The 20,701-nt window shown below is 60.8% G+C and carries 27 protein-coding genes; 13 read left to right on the top strand and 14 right to left on the bottom strand.

Annotated elements, in window-relative coordinates:
• The first annotated feature begins 49 nt into the window (after positions 1 to 49).
• From EI290_RS14575 to EI290_RS14555, 5 genes are all read left to right on the top strand, one after another.
• Positions 50 to 655, top strand: coding sequence for a hypothetical protein (locus EI290_RS14575; protein WP_125431837.1), 606 nt, complete (start codon positions 50 to 52; stop codon positions 653 to 655).
• 57 nt (positions 656 to 712) lie between these two features.
• On the top strand, positions 713 to 1,129 hold the full coding sequence (locus EI290_RS14570; RefSeq protein WP_125431834.1) for a hypothetical protein: 417 nt from the start codon (positions 713 to 715) through the stop codon (positions 1,127 to 1,129).
• 7 nt (positions 1,130 to 1,136) lie between these two features.
• Positions 1,137 to 1,409, top strand: a complete 273-nt coding sequence (locus tag EI290_RS14565; protein ID WP_125431831.1) for a heavy metal-binding domain-containing protein — start codon at positions 1,137 to 1,139, stop codon at positions 1,407 to 1,409.
• Between the two features lie 125 nt (positions 1,410 to 1,534).
• A complete protein-coding gene (locus tag EI290_RS14560) occupies positions 1,535 to 2,275 on the top strand; it encodes an SAM-dependent methyltransferase (protein ID WP_125431828.1) in 741 nt (246 codons plus the stop codon).
• Between the two features lie 73 nt (positions 2,276 to 2,348).
• Complete coding sequence (locus EI290_RS14555) at positions 2,349 to 3,080, top strand: ZIP family metal transporter (RefSeq protein WP_125431825.1); 732 nt, start codon at positions 2,349 to 2,351, stop codon at positions 3,078 to 3,080.
• A 4-nt stretch (positions 3,081 to 3,084) separates the two neighbouring features.
• Here the strand turns inward: EI290_RS14555 and EI290_RS14550 are convergent, their stop codons facing one another.
• From EI290_RS14550 to EI290_RS14535, 4 genes are all read right to left on the bottom strand, one after another.
• Complete coding sequence (locus tag EI290_RS14550) at positions 3,085 to 4,095, bottom strand: TlpA disulfide reductase family protein (protein ID WP_221766268.1); 1,011 nt, start codon at positions 4,093 to 4,095, stop codon at positions 3,085 to 3,087.
• Between the two features lie 203 nt (positions 4,096 to 4,298).
• Entirely contained in the window at positions 4,299 to 5,867 is a 1,569-nt protein-coding gene (locus tag EI290_RS22945; protein WP_125431819.1) for an OmpA family protein, read from the bottom strand.
• A gap of 144 nt (positions 5,868 to 6,011) precedes the next feature.
• The gene (locus EI290_RS14540; RefSeq protein ID WP_125431816.1) at positions 6,012 to 6,344 is read right to left on the bottom strand and encodes a chaperone modulator CbpM; all 333 of its coding nucleotides are present in this window, start codon (positions 6,342 to 6,344) and stop codon (positions 6,012 to 6,014) included.
• Positions 6,345 to 6,461: 117 nt separating this feature from the next.
• Positions 6,462 to 7,379, bottom strand: coding sequence for a DnaJ C-terminal domain-containing protein (locus tag EI290_RS14535; protein ID WP_125431813.1), 918 nt, complete (start codon positions 7,377 to 7,379; stop codon positions 6,462 to 6,464).
• Positions 7,380 to 7,590: 211 nt separating this feature from the next.
• Here EI290_RS14535 and EI290_RS14530 point away from each other — a divergent pair, with 211 nt between their 5' ends.
• Entirely contained in the window at positions 7,591 to 8,004 is a 414-nt protein-coding gene (locus tag EI290_RS14530) for a DUF6799 domain-containing protein (protein ID WP_125431810.1), read from the top strand.
• 68 nt (positions 8,005 to 8,072) lie between these two features.
• On the opposite strand, the gene EI290_RS14525 is transcribed toward EI290_RS14530, so the two are convergent.
• The 3 genes from EI290_RS14525 to EI290_RS14515 are packed head-to-tail and all read right to left on the bottom strand — an operon-like array spanning position 8,073 to position 9,549.
• The gene (locus EI290_RS14525; RefSeq protein WP_125431807.1) at positions 8,073 to 8,276 is read right to left on the bottom strand and encodes a hypothetical protein; all 204 of its coding nucleotides are present in this window, start codon (positions 8,274 to 8,276) and stop codon (positions 8,073 to 8,075) included.
• 15 nt (positions 8,277 to 8,291) lie between these two features.
• Positions 8,292 to 8,699 carry a septal ring lytic transglycosylase RlpA family protein gene (locus EI290_RS14520; RefSeq protein ID WP_246008959.1) on the bottom strand — a complete coding sequence of 136 codons (408 nt, stop codon included), beginning with the start codon at positions 8,697 to 8,699 and terminating at the stop codon, positions 8,292 to 8,294.
• Positions 8,700 to 8,712: 13 nt separating this feature from the next.
• Positions 8,713 to 9,549: a glycoside hydrolase family 25 protein gene (locus EI290_RS14515; protein WP_125431804.1), complete on the bottom strand. Its 837-nt coding sequence runs from the start codon at positions 9,547 to 9,549 to the stop codon at positions 8,713 to 8,715.
• 133 nt (positions 9,550 to 9,682) lie between these two features.
• Between EI290_RS14515 and EI290_RS14510 the strand changes: the two genes are divergently transcribed.
• Both EI290_RS14510 and EI290_RS14505 read left to right on the top strand, forming a co-directional pair.
• Positions 9,683 to 9,961 (top strand): VF530 family protein, encoded by a 279-nt coding sequence (locus EI290_RS14510; RefSeq protein ID WP_125431801.1) that lies wholly within the window; start codon positions 9,683 to 9,685, stop codon positions 9,959 to 9,961.
• Between the two features lie 174 nt (positions 9,962 to 10,135).
• A complete protein-coding gene (locus tag EI290_RS14505; protein ID WP_125431798.1) occupies positions 10,136 to 10,462 on the top strand; it encodes a hypothetical protein in 327 nt (108 codons plus the stop codon).
• Between the two features lie 85 nt (positions 10,463 to 10,547).
• Here the strand turns inward: EI290_RS14505 and EI290_RS14500 are convergent, their stop codons facing one another.
• The 3 genes from EI290_RS14500 to EI290_RS14490 all read right to left on the bottom strand — a co-directional run bounded on the left by EI290_RS14500 (position 10,548) and on the right by EI290_RS14490 (position 12,609).
• Positions 10,548 to 10,892 (bottom strand): Hsp20/alpha crystallin family protein, encoded by a 345-nt coding sequence (locus tag EI290_RS14500; protein WP_185817004.1) that lies wholly within the window; start codon positions 10,890 to 10,892, stop codon positions 10,548 to 10,550.
• A 207-nt stretch (positions 10,893 to 11,099) separates the two neighbouring features.
• Entirely contained in the window at positions 11,100 to 12,173 is a 1,074-nt protein-coding gene (locus EI290_RS14495; protein WP_125431792.1) for an acyltransferase family protein, read from the bottom strand.
• 79 nt (positions 12,174 to 12,252) lie between these two features.
• The gene (locus tag EI290_RS14490) at positions 12,253 to 12,609 is read right to left on the bottom strand and encodes a VOC family protein (RefSeq protein WP_246008958.1); all 357 of its coding nucleotides are present in this window, start codon (positions 12,607 to 12,609) and stop codon (positions 12,253 to 12,255) included.
• Between the two features lie 75 nt (positions 12,610 to 12,684).
• Between EI290_RS14490 and EI290_RS14485 the strand changes: the two genes are divergently transcribed.
• Complete coding sequence (locus EI290_RS14485) at positions 12,685 to 13,425, top strand: PPK2 family polyphosphate kinase (RefSeq protein ID WP_125431786.1); 741 nt, start codon at positions 12,685 to 12,687, stop codon at positions 13,423 to 13,425.
• A 77-nt stretch (positions 13,426 to 13,502) separates the two neighbouring features.
• Here the strand turns inward: EI290_RS14485 and EI290_RS14480 are convergent, their stop codons facing one another.
• Positions 13,503 to 14,075, bottom strand: coding sequence for a GNAT family N-acetyltransferase (locus tag EI290_RS14480; protein WP_125431783.1), 573 nt, complete (start codon positions 14,073 to 14,075; stop codon positions 13,503 to 13,505).
• Positions 14,076 to 14,186: 111 nt separating this feature from the next.
• Between EI290_RS14480 and EI290_RS14475 the strand changes: the two genes are divergently transcribed.
• The gene (locus EI290_RS14475) at positions 14,187 to 14,609 is read left to right on the top strand and encodes a hypothetical protein (protein WP_125431780.1); all 423 of its coding nucleotides are present in this window, start codon (positions 14,187 to 14,189) and stop codon (positions 14,607 to 14,609) included.
• Positions 14,610 to 14,682: 73 nt separating this feature from the next.
• Here the strand turns inward: EI290_RS14475 and EI290_RS14470 are convergent, their stop codons facing one another.
• The 3 genes from EI290_RS14470 to EI290_RS14460 form a co-directional block, all read right to left on the bottom strand.
• Entirely contained in the window at positions 14,683 to 14,937 is a 255-nt protein-coding gene (locus tag EI290_RS14470; protein ID WP_125431777.1) for a phosphopantetheine-binding protein, read from the bottom strand.
• A gap of 57 nt (positions 14,938 to 14,994) precedes the next feature.
• The gene (locus tag EI290_RS14465) at positions 14,995 to 15,582 is read right to left on the bottom strand and encodes an RND family efflux transporter (protein ID WP_125431774.1); all 588 of its coding nucleotides are present in this window, start codon (positions 15,580 to 15,582) and stop codon (positions 14,995 to 14,997) included.
• A 153-nt stretch (positions 15,583 to 15,735) separates the two neighbouring features.
• Positions 15,736 to 16,185, bottom strand: coding sequence for an Rrf2 family transcriptional regulator (locus tag EI290_RS14460; RefSeq protein WP_125431771.1), 450 nt, complete (start codon positions 16,183 to 16,185; stop codon positions 15,736 to 15,738).
• A gap of 622 nt (positions 16,186 to 16,807) precedes the next feature.
• Here EI290_RS14460 and EI290_RS14450 point away from each other — a divergent pair.
• The 3 genes from EI290_RS14450 to EI290_RS14440 all read left to right on the top strand — a co-directional run bounded on the left by EI290_RS14450 (position 16,808) and on the right by EI290_RS14440 (position 20,619).
• Complete coding sequence (locus EI290_RS14450) at positions 16,808 to 17,878, top strand: NADH:flavin oxidoreductase/NADH oxidase (RefSeq protein WP_125431765.1); 1,071 nt, start codon at positions 16,808 to 16,810, stop codon at positions 17,876 to 17,878.
• Between the two features lie 109 nt (positions 17,879 to 17,987).
• Positions 17,988 to 18,416, top strand: a complete 429-nt coding sequence (locus EI290_RS14445; RefSeq protein ID WP_125431762.1) for a hypothetical protein — start codon at positions 17,988 to 17,990, stop codon at positions 18,414 to 18,416.
• 100 nt (positions 18,417 to 18,516) lie between these two features.
• The gene (locus tag EI290_RS14440) at positions 18,517 to 20,619 is read left to right on the top strand and encodes a M13 family metallopeptidase (protein WP_125431759.1); all 2,103 of its coding nucleotides are present in this window, start codon (positions 18,517 to 18,519) and stop codon (positions 20,617 to 20,619) included.
• The last annotated feature ends 82 nt before the right edge of the window (positions 20,620 to 20,701 follow it).

Genomic DNA, 20,701 nt, shown 5'->3' with positions numbered 1-20,701 from the left:
CGTACTGGCAACTGACATTCAGCAACTAACAACTGCCAACTAACATACAATGCAACTCCCCAACCAGCGCGGGGGCTACCGGCAACAGCAGCAGCAACAGGCTGCTTCGCCACTGGCTATCCGCACCAAAAAGCACCAGCTCGACACCGATACGTACACCAAACTGGCCATGGCCCGGGTGTGGCGACGTGAGTGGTGGTACGCCCTCATTCCCCTGACAGTTGGCCTGCTACCGGCCCTCATCTGGCCTTCGTGGTGGTGGCTAAGCGGGGCACTGCTGCTCACGCTGCTGTACGTACTGTTCCGCTCGGCTCAGGTTACGGGCGTAACGCAGGTGGAGCAAACCAAGCCGCTGTTTGAAAAGCTCAGCTACGAGTTCGACAACAAGCAGCTGGTGCTGCGCCGCAATGAGAAAGAAGGTATGCGCCTAACCTGGGACATGATTGGTCACGTAAAACGGGAAGCCGACGGCTACTTGTTGTCGTTGAAGGCGCCGGAAATGCCCCAGGACCTGAAGGGCTGGCGGCTGTGGGTGGCCAAAACCTTCGATACGCCCATCTTCCTGCAGGTACCCGACCGGATTTTCAACTCGCCCAACGACCAGAAACTGTTCGATGCTATGTTGCGGCGCAAAAACCTGCTGCCCGGCGGGTAAGCCGACCGCTTTCCTTCTTTCTGATATCAGCAAACAGACCTTAGTAGAACCCTCCTCATGAGCAAGCAACTCGTACTTTCCGCCCTGGCAGTAGCCACCCTGGCCCTGAACGCCTGCAGCAGCGAACCATCGGACTGGCGGGCCGATAAAAAAGTATCGGTGGATATGGTGGAGCCCGGCAGCCGCTCCTCCGACAACTTTGACCAGCACACCTCCGAAGCCGCCAGCCAGCACAAAGGCGGGGCCATTGCAGAGCCCATCAGCTCGGAAGTTACCCTGGATGAGCCCAACCAGAGCAAGCGTACCACTGCCGAGGAAGCCCGCACGGCCGATGCCGCCGATGCCGCTCAAACCAACAGCCCCGAGGCAGCACAGCGCGTACGCACCCCTGAGCAGGCCCAGAACAACTCTACCAGCACGGGTGCTACCAGCCAAAGCGCCACCAGCAACAATACAACCGACGTTAAGAAGTAACAGGTTGATGGTACATTACCTGCGGAAACGCGCCGCCTCTGCCGGCGCTCTGGTAGCTGTACTGCTGCTGGCCGGCTGTGAAGCCAAGCCCACTGCCGGACAAGCCACTACGCCAGCTCCACCCGTTGCCACCGATTCCGTGGCGGTGCCTGCCCGCACGGCCGCCTACCTCTGCCCGATGGGCTGTGAGGGCAGTGCCAGTAACACGCCCGGCAAATGCCCGGTGTGCGGGATGAACCTGGAGGCCAATCCGGGGGCGAAACCAGCGGCTCAGCTTTGATTTACCATTCCGGGGTGCCATATTTGCAACATTATTGCAGATACGGTGCCCCGCATCTGCACTCCTGAAAAACAGAGAAAGGGCCCAATGGTGCCCTTTCTCTGTTTTTGCTGCGTACCCCGCCTATGCTTCCTGTTGCCGCCGAATGGTTCAGTACCTGGTTCGATTCGCCGTATTACCACCGCCTGTACCAACACCGTGACTACGCGGAGGCACGGGCATTTCTGGACCGGTTGTTGGCCTACCTGCACCCTAAGCCTACTGCCCGGCTATTGGATCTGGCCTGTGGAAAAGGCCGCCACTCCCGCTACCTGAGCGAGCAGGGATTTGCGGTAACGGGAGTAGACTTATCGCCCCACAGCATTGCGGCTGCCCGACAGTTCGGCCACGAGCGTCTGCACTTTCAGGTGCACGATATGCGCGACCCTTTGCCCTACGGCCCGTTTGATCTGGTGCTGAACCTGTTTACCAGCTTTGGCTACTTTGAGCAGGAAGCTGAGAATGTGGTGGCCCTGCGTAATGCCGCCGCTGCCCTGCGGCCGGGGGGCAAGCTGGTTATCGACTTCCTGAATACTGAGCTTACCATCAAAACCCTGGTAACCCACGAAACCAAAACCGTGGATGGTACGGTCTACCAGTTGTACCGACATTTTCACAACGACTTCATTGTAAAGGAAATACGGTTTCGTGACGACGCGGGCCAGGAACAGTATTTCGAGGAGCGGGTGCGGGCCCTCAATCAGGAACGGTTTGCCGAGTATTTCCGCATGGCCGGCCTGCGGCTGGCCGAAACGCTGGGCGACTACCAGCTGGGCCCTTTCGACCCAGCCACCAGCCCCCGAATGATTTTCGTGCTCAAAAAATAGAAAGACGCTCCGGCTGAGGATACTGCGGCGGCTTCGGCCTCTGCCTCAGTGGGTTGCGTTGGCGCTTTGTGCTATGTGGTTTGCTGTTACTGCCTTATTTCTGACGGTGCTGGGCGCTGGCTGGCTTACCCGCCTGCTGCCCACGGCCCGTACCACCTGGATGAAGCCCCTGCTGGCTTTCAGCGGGGCCTACCTGTTCACGCTCACCGTAACCCACCTGCTGCCCGAGGCCTTGCAAATGCAGCCGGGCCATGTGGTGGGCTACTTTGTGCTGGCCGGATTTTTTGGGCAGATGCTGTTGGAAGTGTTTTCGCAGGGTGTGGAGCACGGGCATGTGCACCACCATACCGAGCACGCCGGCCGCGTACCGTTTCTGCTGCTGTTTTCCTTGGTGCTGCACTCGTTTCTGGAGGGCAGCATACTGGTGAAAACCCCGGAGGCCGGCGACGTAAGCCAGAATTTCTATGCTATTCTGGCGGGGGTAGCCCTGCATCATATTCCGGCGGCCTTTGCATTGATGGCCGCCCTGCTGCTGCGCCTGGGCTCCTTCCGGCGGGCGGTGCCCTACCTGCTGCTGTTTGCCGTAGCGGGGCCGGTGGGCATTGTAGTAAGCAACTTTGTGGTGCTGGAGCAGCTGCTGACGGGGGGGCTATACGCTAGCCTGCTGGGGCTGGTAGCGGGCAACTTCCTGCACGTATCTACCACCATCCTCTTCGAAACCAGCCCCGACCATAGCCTGAACGTGCGCAAGCTCCTGGCTACTCTGGCCGGGCTGCTGCTGGCTCTGGCCGTGGACTGGGTGTGAGCCATTACGGTTTGGGCAGAGCGGCCAGGGCCTGAGTCAGCTGCTCCACGTCGGAGGTGCGGGCCAGTACCACGCCCTGGGGGTTCAGGAGCAGATAGGTCGGGAATGCCGTGATGTTGTACTGCGTAAGCACCGGGCTTTCGTCGCCGGCCAGCTCCGAGAGCTGCGCCCAGCCCGCGTGGTGCTGCCGGATGGCCCGGAGCCAGAGCGGCTTGTCCCGGGCGCTTTCAGCAGCTACTCCCACAAAAGCTACCCGCTGCCCGTACTGCTGGTGCAGGGCACTAAGCTGGGGCATTACCCGCAGGCAGGGCCCGCACCAGTGCCCCCAGAAATCGAGCAGTACGTAGCGGCCCCGGAAGCTGGCCAGAGAGGTAGCCACGCCGGCCGTATCGGGCATGGTGAAGTTGGTGGCCACTTTACCTACTACCGGCATATTGCGCAGGATAACGAGGCGTTTCGCAATTTCCCGCCCCTGCACGGATTCCTGCTGAGCTTTGGGCATACGCGCCAGCAAACGGCGGTACGTTTCTGCCTGCGTTTCATCGTAGCGGGTTTGCCACAGCAGAATATCGGTACTGGCCTGGGAGGCTAGGTGCTGCTCCACAAATTGCAGCGACTGGCGCACCCGCTGTTGCCGCAGTGGCAGCGTAGACTGTCCGGCGGCCAGGGCTTTCTGCACGGTGGCGTAGTAGGGCCACTCAATCTGTCGGCGGTATTGGGTGTGCACTTCGTTGTTGGGAGTGCCCGTAAAGGTGAGCTGATGCGGGGTGCTGCTGCTGCCGCTTACCAGCACCTTGCCCGGCTCATACCAGAACGACGTCCACTGGCTACGGTCAATAATCAGGTCAATAGTCCCATCATCGGAAGGATGAGCTGTATAGCGGAACTGGTCGTGCACGGCCCGAACGGTATCGGTATGCTCCTGGCCCTGGTAGCGGTACTGAAACAGAATGGGCTGCTGGCCAATGCCTTTGATAGTGCCTACCAGCTGACAGGTAGGGCCGGGAGAGGCCATAGGTACCGCAGGTGCAAAGGCTACTGCCAGGTAGCTGGCCAGTGTGATACAGCTAGTATAGAGCATAAAGGATGAACTAAGAACAAGAAAAATCCCCGGGTAGTACGGCCGGCAGAGTGGCTGCAACCCGCCCGGCCAAACTACAAAAAAAGCGGCCTGCTCAACTGAGCAGGCCGCTTTCATTTTATACGATGACCGGTTTCCTATTTCCGGCGCACGGGAGCTTTCCGAACCGGAGCTTTCTTCACTGGGGCCGCTTTTACCGGGGCGGCCGGAATTTCGGGTGCGGGACCGTACTTGGTTTCGGCCGGGTTCGGGTCGCCGGGCAGGTACACGTCAAACTCTACACGGCGGTTGAGGGCACGACCGGCATCGGTGGTGTTGGGGGCAATGGGCTTGGTTTCGCCGTAGCCATGCGACACAATCCGGTCTTCGGGAATGCCTTTGCGCAGCATATAAGCCCGGGCCGAAGCAGCCCGTTCATCCGAGAGGCGCAGGTTGTAGGCGTCGTCGCCCTTGTTGTCGGCGTGAGCCGAAATGCCAAGGTAGTAGTCGGGGTAGTCGTTCAGGATTTTCACCAGCCCATCGAGGGTCGGGAACGAAATGGGCTTCAGCGTAGCCTTATCGAACTCGAACTGGATGTACTTGGTAGCTTCCTGCAGACGCTTCTTCTCCTCCAGTTTCATCTCGGGGCAGCCTTTGTTTGAGGCCGGACCGGGGCGGTTGGGGCAACGGTCCTGGTAGTCGGGCACTCCGTCGCCGTCGGTATCAATGGGGCAGCCATTGGCATCTACTTTGGTGCCGCCGGGCGTATCAGGGCACTTGTCGTTCTGGTCAATTACGCCGTCGTTATCTGAGTCGGGGCAGCCCTGCAGCTCGGCCTTGCCGGGGGTATCGGGGCACTTGTCGTCGCCGTCACGTATACCGTCACCGTCCCGGTCGGGGCAGCCTTCCAGCGTTGCCAGGCCTTTCTCGGTGGGGCACTTATCCTGATAGTCGGGTACACCGTCTCCGTCCCCATCGAGGGGGCAGCCGTTCATATCCACGGCCACGCCGGCTGGTGTGCCGGGGCACTTGTCCTTTTTATCGGAAACCCCGTCGTTGTCTTCGTCCTTGGCTTTACCCAGGGCTACGTTCAGGCCCACAGTGTGCTGCAGAAACCGGTCGTCGAACTTGTCTCCGTCGCGCACTGGCTCCCCATCGAGGTTGGCGTTGAGGGGAATGTGCTGGCCGGTTTGCACGAACAGGGTTACGGCCTCACCCAAACGGAAGTCGATACCAGCCGCCCCGAACAGGTCGAAGTAACTCTTGTCCTCGTCGGTGCGCAGGGCCGCGCCGTTGCGGTTAATGGTACCCTCCCGGCTGGTGTAGGTCCAGCCCGGGGCGCCCAGCAGGTAGGGCCGTACGGGAGAGTCGTCGTTGAAGAGCTTGAATTTCAGGCCCAGGTTCACGTTTACCACGTTGGTGGCAAAGTTGCTGCCGAAATAGGGCGCTCCGGCCGGAGCCGTCTTTTTGAACTCTACGTAATTGCCGCTCAGCTGCAGGCCCAGGCCTTTGGTGAGGTACTGGCTGAAGGTAATACCCGGCGCGTACTTGTTTTCGCTCCACTTCCAAAAATCGGAACCGAAGCTGCCCTTGTACTGCATGGCGCTTACGTTGAGGCCAATGGCCGTCTTCCGGTCGGCTGTCTGAGCGTTGGTGAGGTGAGGGGCAAGGGCGCAGGCTGCGAGGCCCAGTGCCAGCACCTTCGGGAGGGGAATGCGTGGAGGCATATACAGATGTAAAAAGGTGGCTAAGCAAGAAGGTCCGCCGGGCGGAACGGGCTTTTATACCTTAACCAACCAGAAAGGTTGCCCTTATTGTCCAGCTTCGCCTGTGCCGGGGGGCTGGCTAAAACCGTGGTTTGCCACCACCGCCTAGCGGCCCGTGATGTCCAGCAGCGGACCCGAACCGCCCAGGAATACCTCCAGCTGCCGTACCCGGGCCTGCTGCTGCCGTAGTTCCTGCTGTAGCTGCTCCAGCCGCTGGCGCATGGCCAGCACCACTTCCAGGCTGTCTTTGCTCAGGCCCAGGTCGTGGTGGAGGCGGGCCAGTCGGGCCACATGCAGCGGCTCCTCACGCAGGGCATTGGGCCGGTCCGGGGCGGCTTGCAGCAAGCCCAGATCCACAAATTCCCGCACATCCGCCTCGCTGAGGCCATAATGAGCGGCACACTCATGAAAAGTAATAGTGATGATGTGCGTTTCCATGTCCGGTGCTGGTTGCTGGTTGCTGGTTGTTAGTTGTTAGTTGTTGGTTGTTAGTTGTTGGTTATATACATGAACCAGCAACTAACAACCAACAACTAGCAACTAGCAACCAGCAACCTATTTTCGAAGGTTGGCTAGTTGCTGGAAGAGGGCTTTCTCCTGGTCGGTGAGGTGGGTGGGCAGTGTAAGGCTCAGGCGCAGATACAAGTCGCCGAACTGCCCGGCCTGGCGGTACACCGGAAAGCCTTTGCCCCGCAGCCGCAGGCGGGTGCCGTTCGGCGTTTCAGGCTTGATGGTAATTTTAACCGGGCCCGAGAGGGTTTCCACGGTTTGCTCGCCGCCCAGCAGGGCCGTATAAATGCTCACCGGCACGTCCATGGTCAGGTCGTGGCCGGCGCGCGAGAAGCGGGCGTCGGGTCGGATGCGGAGCGTAATGTAGAGCGAGCCGCCGGGGCCACCGTTGCGGCCGGGGCCACCCTGGTCGCGCAGCCGAATCACCTGCCCATCCTCCACACCCGGCTGAATGGTAATGCGCAGGTTTTTGCCGTTGACAGTGAGCGTGCGGGGGCCGCCGTGATAGGCCTCTTCCAGCGTTAGTTCCAGCTCGGCCTGGTAATCCTGCCCGGCCCGGGGCCGGGTGCTGCCCCCACCGCCACCCATGCCGCCAAATATCGAGCTGAAAAAATCCGAGAAGTCGGCGCCGCCAAATGGATCGTCGGAACCAGCGCCAAATCCGCCCTGCTGGGCGTACTGGCTCCAATCGAACCCCCCGCCCGGCTGACTACCCCGGCCGCCGCCAGCCTGCTGGTAGCGTTGCCAGTCGGCACCCAACTGGTCGTACTTCTGACGCTTCTCGTCGTCGCTGAGTACCTCGTTGGCTTCGTTGATTTCCTTAAACTTGCGCTCCGCCTCGGCGTCGTTGGGGTTCACATCGGGGTGATACTGCCGGGCCAGCTTGCGGTAGGCTTTTTTAATCTGGTCCTTGCTGGCCGTTTTCTCAACACCCAGCGCTTTATAATAGTCTTTGTAGTCCACGGACGGTTGGTTGGAGAAAAAACAAGAAGGAGGCGGCGGCGGCGAAAGATGCGTGGAGCAAGCTGCCGCGCCTGCTATTTTGAAACGAAATCAGCCGGTCAGGGGTTACCGGCCCAACCAGCTGGCCAAACCGCTGCCAGTTCCGTATTTTGGAAGGCGCCACTGGGCGTTTTATGTTTAACCCCCCTTTCATTCCCCCAATCCCACTCGCATGAAATGGTATCCTACTCTCTCTGCTGCGCTACTGCTTACGGGCCTGGCTTCTCTCTCGGCTGAGGCACAAACCAAAATGCCGCCCCGCCGCCCCGCGCAGCCCAGGCCCCGGGCCGCCGCCCCCATTGGCCTCACTATGAAGGATGGCTTCTTGGTGAAAGATGGTAAAGTAATGGTCACGCGCGACGCCCACACTGAAATACTGGCCACTGAAACCAGCGTGGTCAACGGTACCAAAATCAGCCCTGCCGGCGTGGTAACTATGCCCGACGGTACTACCACTACCCTCAAGGAAGGCGACTACATGTCTCTGACCGGCCGCCTGACCACCATGGCCATGAAAGCCGAGCAGGACAGCCTGATGCAGCTGGCCAAAAACGGCAAGGGCAAGGTGAAAATGAAGAAGAAATAGACAGCTGCTTTTTTGCTGTCCAGCTACCTCGGCTGCTCTGGTATACAATCCGGAGCAGCCGAAGTGCGTTAGCGGCGCACCGGTTGGGTGTAATCCTGGAAGATGAGGGCCACTTCGGCCTCGTCGCGGGCCTCCACCACTTCATCCATCACAAACTGAATTTCGGCTTCGCTCCAGCCCTGGGTTTCAGCAGCTTTTACAAAGGCGCCGAGTTGGGTAAACCGGTCGGCCTCGGCCGGAACAGTCCATTGTACTTTTTTGCGGATACGCATACGCAGGCAATGTTATTAACGGGAGGGAGCTGCCCGCACCACGCGGAGCTCCACGGGGGCCATGCCCTGGCCAAAAATACCAATCCGGCGAGCTGCTTCCTTGGATAAATCAATGATGCGCCCTTTCACGTGCGGACCCCGGTCGGTGATGGTTACCTCAACGGAGCGGCCATTGCGCGGATTGGTTACGCGCACTACCGTGCCAAATGGTAGGGTTTTGTGCGCCGCCGTGAGTTGGCGGCTCCGGTAGGTAGTGCCGCTGGCCGTAGGCCGGCCCTCAAACTTATCGGCATAGTAAGTACCAATGCCTGATTCGGTGTAGGGTGCGGGGCTGCGTCCGGTTACGCAGGCCCCCATTGCCAGGCAGAGCAGCAGCAGGAGTAGTCGGGCTGCGGCCCACGTAAGATGACGTTGAGTGCGCACTAGGCGTAGGGAGTTAGTTGGAAACCGTACCCCGCCCCCGCGGCGGAATACGCATGGCCAGCAGCCGCTGAAAATTGCCCTGGAATACGTTGAAATCAACGGTGCCCCGGATACCCGGAACGTACGCCTCATCGGAGTGCTGCCAGATAATCCATTTTTCGCGGGGCAGGCTGGGCTGACTTACCTCGTAGTGCGCCAGCCACAGCGGATATTCGTCGAAATGGCCGGCCAGATGGCGCTTGTAAAAGCTGTAGTTGGAGTACAGAATAGGCCGTACGCCGTAGTGGCGCTCCACCAGCCGCAGCCAGGTAGCTACTCCGCGCCGCATCTGGGCCACATCATGAAACTCGGCGTGCTCCACATCCAGCACCGGCGGCAGGTCGCCGGGAGCCAGGGGCACCGTGCGGGTGAACAGGTTAGCCTGCCGGGTAGCATCATAGTTAGGCTGAAAGTAGTGGTAGGCCCCTCGGTAGATACCTGCGGCCCGGGCCCCGCGCCAATTGCGCTGAAACCGGTTGTCGCGCAGGGTAACGCCTTCCGTGGCTTTAATGAAGGCGAACCGCACCCGATGATTGGCCACTAACGGCCAGTTGATGCGGCCCTGGTAAGCCGATACATCAATGCCATGCACAGAGTATCCCTCCAGCAGCGGCGTTTTCTCGTGGCCGGTGAGGTAGCGGCTAATAAGAGTGGCGTAGACCCGGCGGGCGTAGCGGTTTACCTGCCGCTGGTGCCGGCCGTACCACAGCAGCCCGGCCAATAGCAGCAACACCAAGGCCAGCGGCAGCATCCGCCGCCAGGAGGGGCGGGAGGTAGCGGCAGGGCGACGGGTGCGGGCAGAAGCAGGCATACGCAGGATGGTAGTTGCCAAAGGTAACGCAACCCGAGACGGTTCTGGTGCCCCAGGGGCCCGAAAAGCTGCCTGGCCTTCGTCGGAAGCCCCCGTCTTTTTTGCACTTTTGCAGCCGCACCTGCTTGTAGCTATGTCAACTGAATCCAATTTGCCCCAGGACGCCCGCGACGAGTCGGGCCACCTGATCCGGGAACTGCACGGTGTTACGCTGGCTCAGATTCTGGAGTATCTGGTGGCAGCCTACGGCTGGCCGGAGCTGGACCGTCGTATCCGCATCAATTGCTTCGCCGTGAATCCCAGCATTAAGTCCAGCCTTACGTTTCTGCGCCGCACACCCTGGGCCCGCACCAAGGTGGAAGACCTTTACATCCGGACCCGCACGGCGGAGGTGCGGGGCAAAAAAGGATAAGTATCAGGTACTGGGTAGTGGGTAGTGGGACTGTCATCCTGAGCAGCGCGAAGGACCTTCTCACGCTTGGGCTAGTCGTCCATACACGTACCGTTCAATTCCCCGAAGGCCCTTTCCACTGCTCAGCATGACAGTCCCAATACTTACTACCTAATACCCAGTACCTTTTCACACATGGCAGATATACAACCACGTTCCGGGTCGGGGGCATTGCTGGTGGGCGCGGGCCTGTTTGTAGTGTTTGAAACGGTCACGTACTACACCCTGAAATTTGCCACCTCCGGCCTAGGCATGCCCGACCAGATGCAGCCCGAGAATACCATTGTAAGCAATTGGGTAAAAGCCGTGGTGTTTCTGCTGCTGTATCTGGCGGTGGTGGTAGTGGCCGTGCTGGTGTTGAGTAACCGCCTGCCCCGGCGCTACCGGGGCCAGGTAATGGGCTGGTTTTACGTGGCACTGGCGCTGGCTTTTGTATTGCTGTGGCCTCTGTTCAACCCCTGAAAAAGCAATAAAAAAGCCACTGCGGCTAGCAGTGGCAGGTGAAACATGGGCCGGTCGGTCCCGGCGTTATGAGCAGCTTACGGAGTTAGCGCTGCTTGATAGTAATTTCACGGGGCTCAGCGTTGGCCTGGTACGGGATGCGTACCTGCAGTTCCTGACCCTCAAACACCGCATCAATGCGGGTGAGGTCGAGGCCGGCCGGCAGCTGTAATACCCGGCTGAACAGGGGAGCCGCTAGTTCGTCGGTGGGCGTGTGGCGAAATTCTGCGTACACCGTCAGCAGGTTCTCGTTCAGCACCACGTGGAATTTTTCGGAGGTGACCGAAGGAGCGGCAATGCGCACCAATACTCCTTTTTCGCGCTTATCAATCCGCATGGCTGCCTGCGCAACCCCGCCCCCGATGGTGTTCATGAGGTCAAGGTGAGGCATGAGACTACGGATAAAATCTTTGCTGATTAAGTCCATGAGCAAATTGCTTTCTGATGTACCCGGGTATTTTCAAATCCCGTACCAACCTGTAAGCTGCTCAATACTATATTACAATGCGCCAGAATGTCTGCTTTTGGGCAGCTGTAGCAAAGTAGGGTATGGCAATATGGCTGGTTAAGCAGTCTGCAGGCTACGCATTATGAGGTCTCAGGCGTAGCGCAGATGCCGCTTGACCCGGTCGAGAGGGCCTTCGATAAAATGCCAGGAAGCGGCGCTGAGGCCAATGAGCAAGGGCGTGAGCACAAGCAGAGTAGGGAGCGGGCCCAGCAGAATTTCGCGCCATTCGGAGCCGGCCGGCCAGAGCGTATATACTACCCGCTGCCAGAATACCGGCAGCAACAAATGGTAGAGATACACCCCAAAGCTGCGCTGCCCCATCCAAACCAAGGCCGGGTGCGTGAGGCCAAGCCGGCGGGCGGCCCCGGCCCGGCCTAACAGCCAGGCCAGCGTAAAAAACGCCGCTACGGCCCCTACGGCCGGGAATACCACAATCCAGATGTTACCGCCCTGCACCGGGTGCAGCCAGCCCCACAGCCCCCACCACACGGCCCAGGCCAGCAGCACGTAGCGGCCCCGGGCCCAGCGGTCCAGCCCTCCCGTCGACGTTTCCAACCGGCGGAGCAGGGTGCCGGCCGCAAATAAATCGAGGGAGGCGGGCAGCAGAAGCAGCATAAACCCCGGCGTCACCAGCAGGCTCCAGCCCACCCGGAACGCCAGACCCAGGGCCGCCACCAGCACCAGCCCTCGCACCCGCCGGCCTACCACGGCCAACAGCGCCGGCCACAGCAGGTAAAACTGCTCGTCCACGGCCAGGGTCCAGAGGTGGCCACACCCCTCACCCCAGCGCTGCAGGTGATAAAACAGCTGGTTGGCCGCCGGCAGCAGAAACCACAGCGGATGCTCCCGAACAGTGGCCAGGGGTAGCAACGCGCTCAGGGCCAGGGCGCAGTAGTAAGGCGGAATGATGCGCAGCAGCCGCCGCAGGTAGAACGTGCCCAGCCGCCGGCCCCAAGGCCCCGGCGCGCCCGGGTAGGCCTGCTGCTTCCACACAATACCCGAAATCAGGTAGCCGCTTAGCACGAAAAACACCAGCCGGCCCATTTCGCCCAGCATCACGGGCGGTGCGGCCCAGTGCTGCACCACTACCAGCCACACGGCAATGGCCCGCACGCCGTGCAGCTCGGGGCGGTAGGCGAGGGGGGCGCCGGACGGCGTGGGCATAGGCAAACGGGCCAGATAAAAAAAGGGCGCAAGCTACCACGCTGGCGCCCAGCGCTTCTCCATGGTAGCCGGAGCGGGGCTAGGGCGTAACGGGCAGCTGGAAATAAGGATTCTGGATAACACCCAGCAAATTGCCGAATGGGTCCTGTACGGTTCCCAGCCGGACGCCGCCGCCCACATCCTGCACCGCTTCGTGGGCGTGGGCGCCCAGCGCCAGCAGCCGGGCAAAGGCTGCGTCGGCGTCGGGTACGCCCCAGTACGTTACCGGGCCGCATTGCCCGGCTACGGGGCCATCCGGATCAAGGCCCAACTCGTAGCCGCCCACCGTAAAACCCACGTAGAACGGCTCATCGAAATACGGCTCCTGCTCCAGCACTTGGCTGTACCAGGCTTTGGCCCGGGGCAGGTCGCCGACGGGGTAAACAATAGTGCGCAATCCTTGCAGCATAGCGTGTAGAGCGTTGGTACCGGAGCAAAGCTGTTACATTTTTTACTGAATTCCACTATTCCCATGCCCACCGTCGACCTGACTACGCTGCCTACCCGTGCCCCCGCCGAGTATCACAAGAGTACGACACTGCGGGAGCTGAAAAAACTGCGCCAGGAGCTTATTGGCCTGCAAGACCGTTTGTATGCCCAAAACCGCCACAGCGTGCTGGTACTTCTGCAGGGTATGGATGCCAGCGGTAAGGATGGTTTGATTCGGCGGGTATTCAGCGGGATTAATCCGCAGGGGGTGCAGGTGTATTCCTTCAAGGAGCCCACGGAGCAGGAACTAGCCCACGACTTCCTCTGGCGCGTTCATCAGCAAACCCCCGCCCGGGGAATGATGCAGGTGTTCAACCGCTCCCACTACGAGGATGTGCTGATTACGCGGGTAAACGGGCTGGTAACTGCCGATGAGGCCCGCCGCCGCTTCACGGCCATCAATGCCTTCGAGAAACTTCTGCAGCAGGCTGGTACAACTATCCTGAAAGTCTACCTCCACGTTTCGGAAGAGGAACAGCAGGAGCGGCTGCAGGAACGCCTCACCGACCCGGCCAAGCGGTGGAAGTACGAGGCGGGGGATGCGCACAAGGCTAGCCAGTGGCGCCGCTATACGGCAGTGTACGAGGATGTATTCGCCCACTGCAGCCCCGCCACCTGTCCCTGGCACATCGTTCCGGCCGACCAGAACTGGTACAAAGCCTACCTGGTTGCCCGCCTCCTCCGCGACGCACTGGTAAAAATCAATCCGCAGTACCCGGGATAGTAGTGGACGGTGCTGAATGTTGGGGCTGTCATATAGAGCAGAGCGAGGACGAAAGCTCCACACTCAGCACCGCCCATTCACCCATTCACCTTGGGTGGAGTTTTGTCGGCGGGCGTCAGGTCGCGGCCGAAGAGCTGCCGTCCTTCGGCATCAAGGGCATCGGAAATGCGCTTGAATCCGTTGGCTTCCAGGGTGTGGCGGGCGGCCTCGTTGGTGGGAGTAGTGCGGGCTGTGAGGTAGCGTACCAGCTCCGTATCGGCGGCGTGGCGCACCAGGCCGGCTACCAGCTCGGCGCCCAGGCCCCGGCCATGCCAGTCGTTGGCAATTGAAAACCCAACTTCGACTGTGGCATCCACGGGAGGGCCGTGAAACCCGCCGGCCCCCACCAGCACATTTTTGGGCGCCTCGGCCCCGGCCCGTAGAATGGCGTACCAGCCGTACCAACCAGCCGCTGTGCGGCCACCGGCCGTAAGCTGTTCCAGAAAAAACTGCTGGGCATCGGCATCGTATTCGCCGGGCGGCCAGTGGGCCGGTAGCTCAGCCCCCAGCAACAGGGGAAAGTAGTGTGGCTTGGAAATTTCAGCCGTGAGCAGGGCCCGACTGGCGGCTATCAGGGTGAGGCGGGGCGTGTAGGCAATCAGCGGAATCATACGCAACTATACGAAGCCAGCCGCATTTCCGTCGAAAACTGGCTGTATAGGCCTCATTGAATACTGAGCGTAACCCCTACCTTTGAGTAGTTCCCTTGTTCAGTAGTATCCATGCCCCTGCCCGCGCCGGATTACCTCCACATCCAGTACCGTTCCGACCTTGATGTGCTGCTGGTGCGCTGGATGCGCCTGGTAACACTGGCCGAGCTGCAACAGGGTTACCGGCACCTGCTGGAGGTAGCCGCTCAGCACCAGTGCCGTTTCTGGCTGCTGGATGCGCGCCGCCGCTTCAATACCGACCGGGAGGGAGCGGCCTGGATGGTTACCTCCTTCCTGCCTACCCTGCAGGCCCGGCTGGGCGGCCGCACCTATCTGGCGTACTTGCTGGTGCCCGTTATTATGCGTGACGCGGAGGCCGATGCAGCCTTTCCGCCCGCCAGCTTCTTCCAGGATAAGCCCTTTGTGGGGGAACGGTTTGTGGATGAGGAGAAGGCAGTGGCCTGGCTGCAGGCCGCGCAACAGGTCACTTATTAATAATAAGCCCTGCGCCCGGCTGAGGTAGGGTACTACCGGGTCCCCGGATGCTCACTACTACCGCGCCGGAAGCCTAGTCGATGATAAGGTCGCTCAGGTGCAGATCCACACAGTCCAGTACGTCCTGCACAGTGCGCATCTGTTCCATTTCCGGGTCCTTGATTTCGATGTGGAAGCGGTGCTCCAGGTTGATGGCCAACTCCACCAGATCAATGGAATCCAGGCCAATATCTTCCTGCAGGCGGGAAGTAGCAGTGAGTACAAGGGCCGGGTTGCGGCGCTTGCGGCGGAGCATACGCTCTACCTGATGACGAATTAGCTGTTCCATGATAACGGGCGTAGCAGCAAAAACAGAAAAAAACGGATGAACGGCCTCCGCGGGAGGCTATTCAACGCTGGTAAGTAGTAGTGTGGTATCTGCGGGGAGCTCTTGGGTGAGGGTGGCCACCGGGGTGTGGGCCAGCAGTGCGTCGCCGAGGGTAGCAGTCGGGCCCGTGATAATGCCATCGGCCGGGGCCGTTACGTACACAAAGCTGAGCATGGGCACGCAGTGGGCCATCTGCTGGCGGGTGTCGGCTAGTTGGCGGCGGGCGGCGGCCAACTCGGGTGCCGTAGCTGCGGGCAAGCGGCGCTCCAGCGTAGCCAGGGCCTGCAACTGGTGGTGTAGCCGGGCCTGCAGCTGCTGTTGCTGCACACTGGGCAGGCGCTCCAGCACCTTTAGCAGTACCTGGCCCTGCCGCACCCGCTGGCCTTCGTGAAAGTATACCTCGTGCACGCGGCCAACCTGGCCCGCTGGAATTGGCTGCCCGGGCAGGGCCTCAGCCGTGGCTGGGGTGTGGGCTACCGTCTGGAACTGAGGAGGAGTGGCCCCCAGGGTTTCGGCCTGGGTGTCGGTGGGCGTGAGCCACAGCGGAAACAGGGAGCTGCCCGCTGCAACAAAGAAAATCAGCCCCATGCCAACTAGCTTTTTCATGGAATATGTAGGCCGGCTTAATCCGGCTGGGCCGCCAGCTGCGCAGGGCCGCCAACGGTCGGGGAAAAACCACGGCTGCCCGAGCAGGCCATGGAAGTGCGTGAAAAACAGATAGTAACCGATTTGGTTACATTTCCGAAAAAATAAAAAAACTCAGCCCGAAGCGCCGGGGCAGCCTTGGGGTAGGTGTTTGCCCAATTCCTGCTTTACCTGCGCCACCGATACCGCCGCCAGCGCCGTGCGCATAGCATCAATGGCCGGCCCGAACAATCCTTCCAGGGTTTCCTGCATTACCCGGCCCAGGTCGCAGTGGGCATTGGGGTTGGTGCTGCTTACCTGAAACAAATCGGGCTCGGTTTGCTGCATGGCCCGGAATACATCCAGCAACGAAATTTCCGTGGCCGGGCGGGCCAGCAAAGCACCCCCGCCGGCGCCGCGCTGGCTGTGCACTAGGCCAGCCTCGCGCAGGGTGCTCACCAGCCGCCGTACCACCACCGGGTGCGTACCGGCGCTGCTGGCCAGCACCTCCGAGGAAACCGGTTGGCCCTCGGCGTGCGCCAGATACGCCAGAATATGCGTTGCCACGGCGAAACGGGTGTTCATGCTGGAATACGTAACAAATTTGGTTACAAATATACGACACGAAAAGATTGTGCGCAATCTGTTGGTCAGAAACGGAGGATAGGAGTAGAGTCATGGAAACAGCAGGGCCGCTGTATGCGTCGCCCATTAGGCTGACGCAGAAAGGGTGGGTTTACCTTACCCGGGACTCAACTTTCTGGCTTCGGTTGGTTTTCAGGTTACCCAACGGCCACACGTGCCGGCCTGATAGTCGTGGTACGCCTCCCCGGTTTGCTGTTCGGTATTCATCACAAACGGCTCATGGGTGACAATGAGCTTCCCAAAAGCAAGAGCGTGGCCCAGCAGCACTACAGCTTCATCAGGTGCTCCTTTCTGTGGTTTTCGCCATCCTGGTTGAACTCCACCAGCTGGCGAGCCTCGGCCAACTGTTCACTCAGGTGCAGCCGTTCTTAGGTCATATAGCAGGAGAGGGGGTAGGGTATGATTGGATACCGACTGTCCGAAACAGCCAAGACCTGTACCGGGACAGTAAAACTTTGGCCGCTGTGTTTGTTATGAGAACTTCCCGTCCGATACCGGAATGGGCAAAAATCGGCTGCTATAAACGGCTAATAGGCACTAGGCATCTGTCAAACCGTACCCAATGGCTCAGCTCTTCACCCCCTTCACCCAGCGTGGCATTACCCTCAAAAACCGAATTGTAATTTCGCCCATGTGCCAGTACAGCGCGCAGGATGGGCTTAGCAACGACTGGCATCTGGTGCACGTGGGCTCCCGGGCGGTGGGCGGAGCAGGCCTTCTGCTGCTAGAAGCCACGGCCGTGGCCCCAGAAGGGCGCATTACCCCCGACGACCTGGGTATCTGGCACGAGGAGCACCTGCCGGGCCTGCGCCGGATGGTGGAGTTTCTGAAAAGCCACGGGTGTGTGCCGGGCATTCAACTGGCCCACGCCGGCCGCAAGGCCAGCCACGCCAGCCCCTGGAAAGGCGGCCATCAGCTTGGCCCCGATGCGGGTGGCTGGTCCACAGTGGCTCCCTCGGCCCTGGCCTTCGCCCCCAATGAAACGCCTCCGCTGGCCCTGGACGAAGCCGGTATTCTGCGGGTGACAGAGGCCTTCCGGGCGGCGGCCCGGCGGGCGGTAGCGGCCGGGTTCGAGGTGCTGGAAATACACGCGGCCCACGGCTACCTGCTGCATCAGTTTCTGTCGCCCCTCAGTAACCACCGCCCCGATGCCTACGGCGGCTCTTTTGAAAACCGTGCTCGGCTGCTGCTGGAGGTAGTAGCGGCCATCCGGACCGAAATGCCCCTGCACCTGCCGTTGTGGGTGCGCGTATCGGCCACCGATTGGACGGAGGGCGGCTGGACGGCCGAGGATACCGTGCGTCTGGCCTTGCTGCTGAAAGAAAACGGCGTAGACCTGCTCGACTGCTCCACCGGGGGCAACGTGGCCACCGCCCCTATTCCCGTTGGTCCCGGCTACCAGGTGCCATTTGCCGAGCAGGTACGCCGCTGCACCGGCCTGGCCACCGGTGCCGTAGGCCTCATTACGGCAGCCCAACAGGCCGAGCACATTCTGGCCACTGGGCAGGCCGACGTAATACTGCTGGGGCGGGAGTCGTTGCGTGACCCATATTTTCCGCTGCACGCGGCTCGGGAGTTGGGCGTAGAAGTGGCCTGGCCCGACCAGTATACGCGCGCCAAGTCCCGGCTGTAAGCTCCTCGCTCGGTACTATGCCCAGCGTGTAGTGCCCGGCAAACCGGAATATAGAACCCGCGCTTCTGGAGCTGCGTTTGGGAGCATACCAACCCGTGCACTGGCCCTGATGACTGACTTTTCGACGATTGATTTTACCATTGTCTACCGCCCCGATCTGAACATATTGGTCGGGCGCTGGATGGTGGAAATTATTCGGGCCGAGGAGGTGATTCAGAACTATGTGCAGCTGTTTAAGGCCGCTGATGAAGCCCACGGCTGTCGTTTCTGGCTGCTGGATGCCCGCCGCCGCTTCCGGACCTCGGTTGAAATAACTACCTGGGTCAACCAGCAGGTGCCAGGGCGGGCGCTGGAAAAGCTCGGAGCCGAAATCCGCATTGCGTTTCTGCTGGCACCTCATCAGCTCCTCACGGATTCGCCGCCTTTTCCCACTCTGGTGCATCCCACGGCCGGCCATCCTATGTCGGCGCAATTTACCGATGAAGGTGAGGCCATTAGCTGGCTGCAGCATCAGCAGCGTGGTGCGTACCCGGCCTGACCCGGCAGGCGAACTGCTTTCTGGATCTGCTGCTGCCGGTGTTGGCAACCTTTGGCGCCGGGCTGCGACCTTAGGCGAAGCCTAACCAGTATTTCGCTGAATGATTTACCTCTCTGCTCCCTCCCGGGCCGGGGCCGCTGCCCTGCTGCTGGTCCTGGCCGGCTGCGCTACCGCTCCGCCGGCCACTACTACCACCGCCACTCCTACATCCGTTGCCCGCCCGGTAGCCTCTGTACCGGGCCGCAGCATCAACCCCCAGGACGTAGACCGCTCAGTGTCGCCCTGCGAGGATTTCTTTCTGTTTTCGGGGGGCAACTGGCTGCGTAACAACCCTATTCCGGCCTATGCCAGCAGCTGGGCCCCCCGCAACCTGCTCGGCGACCGGACCCAGGCCACGCTGCGCCGCATCCTGGAAGATGCGGCGGCCGACCGTGCCGCTGCCCCCGGCTCGAACCGTCAGAAAGTAGGTGATTTCTACGCCTCGGGCATGGACTCGGTTGGGTTGGAAAAAGCTGGTCTGACTTATTTGAAGCCGGAATTGCAGCGCATTGCCGCCGTGAAAGACCTGCCGGGGATGCAGGCGGAAATTGCCCGTCAACAAACGCTGGGTACCGGTGCGTTCTTCCGGGCTGGCGTGAGCCCCGACCGCAAAAACAGCTCAGTGTATGCCGTGAGCATGAGCCAGGGCGGCCTGGGTATGCCCGACCGGGACTATTACCTCAAGGATGATGCCCGCTCCAAGGCCATCCGCACGGCCTACACCACCTACCTCACCAATACGTTTAAGCTGCTCGGCGACGCCGACGCTACCGCCGCAGCTAAAGCCGCCACGGTGCTGCGCCTGGAAACCCGGCTCGCCCGGGCCAGCAAGGACCGCGTAGCCCTGCGCGACCCTTACGCCAGCTATAACAAGATGACGGTGGCCGAGGCCGATAAGCAGTTTCCATTTCTGAAGCCTTCGGCTTTGCTGAAGCGAAACGGACTGGGTGCAGCACAAGAGGTAATTGTAGGCCAGCCGGACTTCTTTAAAGAGGTGAGTGCCGTGTTGCAGCAGGAGCCGCTGGCGGATCTGAAAACCTACCTGAGCTGGCAGCTGGTGTCGTCGGTGCCATCGGCCCTGCCCCAGGCGTTCAGTGATGAGGCCTTCCGGTTTCAGCAGGTGCAGAGTGGTACCCGCCAGCAGCCCACCCGCTGGAAGCGCATGCTGGCCGCCACCGATGGTACGCTGGGCGAGGCCTTCGGGCAGCTGTACGTAGATCAGGCGTTTTCGCCCGCGGCCAAGCAGAAGGCCCTGGATATGCTGGCCAACATCCGCGAATCCATGGCTGAGCACATCCAGACCAACACCTGGATGAGCGAAGCCACTAAGCAGGAGGCCCTGAAGAAGCTCAGCGCGTTGCGCGTGAAAATAGGCTACCCCGACCAGTGGAAGGACTACTCGCAGCTGCGTATCTCGCGCGAGTCGTACCTGAAAAACGTGCTGGCCGCCCGGCAGTGGGCTTACCAGCAAAACGTGAAGAAGTTTGGCGGCCCCATTGACCGCACCGAGTGGAGCATGACGCCGCCCACCATCAACGCCTACTACAGCCCGCCTATGAACGAAATTGTGTTTCCGGCCGGCTACCTGCAGCCCCCTTTCTTCGACCCCGAAGCCGACGATGCGGTAAACTACGGGGCCATTGGTGGCGTGATGGGCCATGAAATGACTCACGGCTTCGACGACTCGGGGCGGCAGTACGACTCGGAAGGCAACCTGCGCGACTGGTGGACGCCCGCCGACGCGGCCGAATTCACGAAGCGCGCCGCCGTGGTAGGCCGCCAGTACGATGCCTTTTCGCCCCTGGACTCGGTGCACGTAAACGGCAAGCTGACCATGGGCGAAAACCTGGCCGATTTTGCCGGCCTCACTATTGTGTACGCCGCCCTGCAAAAGCAGCTTGATAAGCAGTACGGCAAAGGTAACCGCCCGCTCATCGACGGTTTCACGCCTGAGCAGCGGTTTTTCCTGAGCTGGGCCCAACTGCGTCGTACCAACATCCGTCCCCAGGCTCTGCGCCAGCAAATCCTCACCGACCCCCACTCGCCCGGGCAGTACCGCACCATTGGTCCCTTAATGAACATGCCCGAGTTCTACCAGGCCTTCGGCTGCCAACCCGGTCAGAAAATGGTACGCCCGGAAGCAGAGCGGGCCGTAATTTGGTAGTGAATGCCCAACAAGAAACTACCTGTCATCCTGAGCATTCCGCGAATCAAGCGGCGACGAAGGACCTTACCACGCCAGAACA

Origin of the sequence: Hymenobacter metallilatus, from assembly GCF_003944705.1 — a bacterium.
Taxonomy (GTDB): domain Bacteria; phylum Bacteroidota; class Bacteroidia; order Cytophagales; family Hymenobacteraceae; genus Hymenobacter; species Hymenobacter metallilatus.
This window is presented reverse-complemented; position numbering and strand designations above follow the sequence as displayed.

Excerpts from the sequence above, each read along its gene's own strand:
- EI290_RS14575 (WP_125431837.1), top strand. The coding sequence starts at position 50 with ATGCAACTCCCCAACCAGCGCGGGGGCTACCGGCAACAGCAGCAGCAA.
- EI290_RS14570 (WP_125431834.1), top strand. The coding sequence starts at position 713 with ATGAGCAAGCAACTCGTACTTTCCGCCCTGGCAGTAGCCACCCTGGCC.
- EI290_RS14565 (WP_125431831.1), top strand. The coding sequence starts at position 1,137 with ATGGTACATTACCTGCGGAAACGCGCCGCCTCTGCCGGCGCTCTGGTA.
- EI290_RS14560 (WP_125431828.1), top strand. The coding sequence starts at position 1,535 with ATGCTTCCTGTTGCCGCCGAATGGTTCAGTACCTGGTTCGATTCGCCG.
- EI290_RS14555 (WP_125431825.1), top strand. The coding sequence starts at position 2,349 with ATGTGGTTTGCTGTTACTGCCTTATTTCTGACGGTGCTGGGCGCTGGC.
- EI290_RS14550 (WP_221766268.1), bottom strand. The coding sequence starts at position 4,095 with ATGGCCTCTCCCGGCCCTACCTGTCAGCTGGTAGGCACTATCAAAGGC.
- EI290_RS22945 (WP_125431819.1), bottom strand. The coding sequence starts at position 5,867 with ATGCCTCCACGCATTCCCCTCCCGAAGGTGCTGGCACTGGGCCTCGCA.
- EI290_RS14540 (WP_125431816.1), bottom strand. The coding sequence starts at position 6,344 with ATGGAAACGCACATCATCACTATTACTTTTCATGAGTGTGCCGCTCAT.
- EI290_RS14530 (WP_125431810.1), top strand. The coding sequence starts at position 7,591 with ATGAAATGGTATCCTACTCTCTCTGCTGCGCTACTGCTTACGGGCCTG.
- EI290_RS14525 (WP_125431807.1), bottom strand. The coding sequence starts at position 8,276 with ATGCGTATCCGCAAAAAAGTACAATGGACTGTTCCGGCCGAGGCCGAC.
- EI290_RS14515 (WP_125431804.1), bottom strand. The coding sequence starts at position 9,549 with ATGCCTGCTTCTGCCCGCACCCGTCGCCCTGCCGCTACCTCCCGCCCC.
- EI290_RS14510 (WP_125431801.1), top strand. The coding sequence starts at position 9,683 with ATGTCAACTGAATCCAATTTGCCCCAGGACGCCCGCGACGAGTCGGGC.
- EI290_RS14505 (WP_125431798.1), top strand. The coding sequence starts at position 10,136 with ATGGCAGATATACAACCACGTTCCGGGTCGGGGGCATTGCTGGTGGGC.
- EI290_RS14500 (WP_185817004.1), bottom strand. The coding sequence starts at position 10,892 with ATGCCTCACCTTGACCTCATGAACACCATCGGGGGCGGGGTTGCGCAG.
- EI290_RS14495 (WP_125431792.1), bottom strand. The coding sequence starts at position 12,173 with ATGCCCACGCCGTCCGGCGCCCCCCTCGCCTACCGCCCCGAGCTGCAC.
- EI290_RS14485 (WP_125431786.1), top strand. The coding sequence starts at position 12,685 with ATGCCCACCGTCGACCTGACTACGCTGCCTACCCGTGCCCCCGCCGAG.
- EI290_RS14480 (WP_125431783.1), bottom strand. The coding sequence starts at position 14,075 with ATGATTCCGCTGATTGCCTACACGCCCCGCCTCACCCTGATAGCCGCC.
- EI290_RS14475 (WP_125431780.1), top strand. The coding sequence starts at position 14,187 with ATGCCCCTGCCCGCGCCGGATTACCTCCACATCCAGTACCGTTCCGAC.
- EI290_RS14470 (WP_125431777.1), bottom strand. The coding sequence starts at position 14,937 with ATGGAACAGCTAATTCGTCATCAGGTAGAGCGTATGCTCCGCCGCAAG.
- EI290_RS14465 (WP_125431774.1), bottom strand. The coding sequence starts at position 15,582 with ATGAAAAAGCTAGTTGGCATGGGGCTGATTTTCTTTGTTGCAGCGGGC.
- EI290_RS14460 (WP_125431771.1), bottom strand. The coding sequence starts at position 16,185 with ATGAACACCCGTTTCGCCGTGGCAACGCATATTCTGGCGTATCTGGCG.
- EI290_RS14450 (WP_125431765.1), top strand. The coding sequence starts at position 16,808 with ATGGCTCAGCTCTTCACCCCCTTCACCCAGCGTGGCATTACCCTCAAA.
- EI290_RS14445 (WP_125431762.1), top strand. The coding sequence starts at position 17,988 with ATGACTGACTTTTCGACGATTGATTTTACCATTGTCTACCGCCCCGAT.
- EI290_RS14440 (WP_125431759.1), top strand. The coding sequence starts at position 18,517 with ATGATTTACCTCTCTGCTCCCTCCCGGGCCGGGGCCGCTGCCCTGCTG.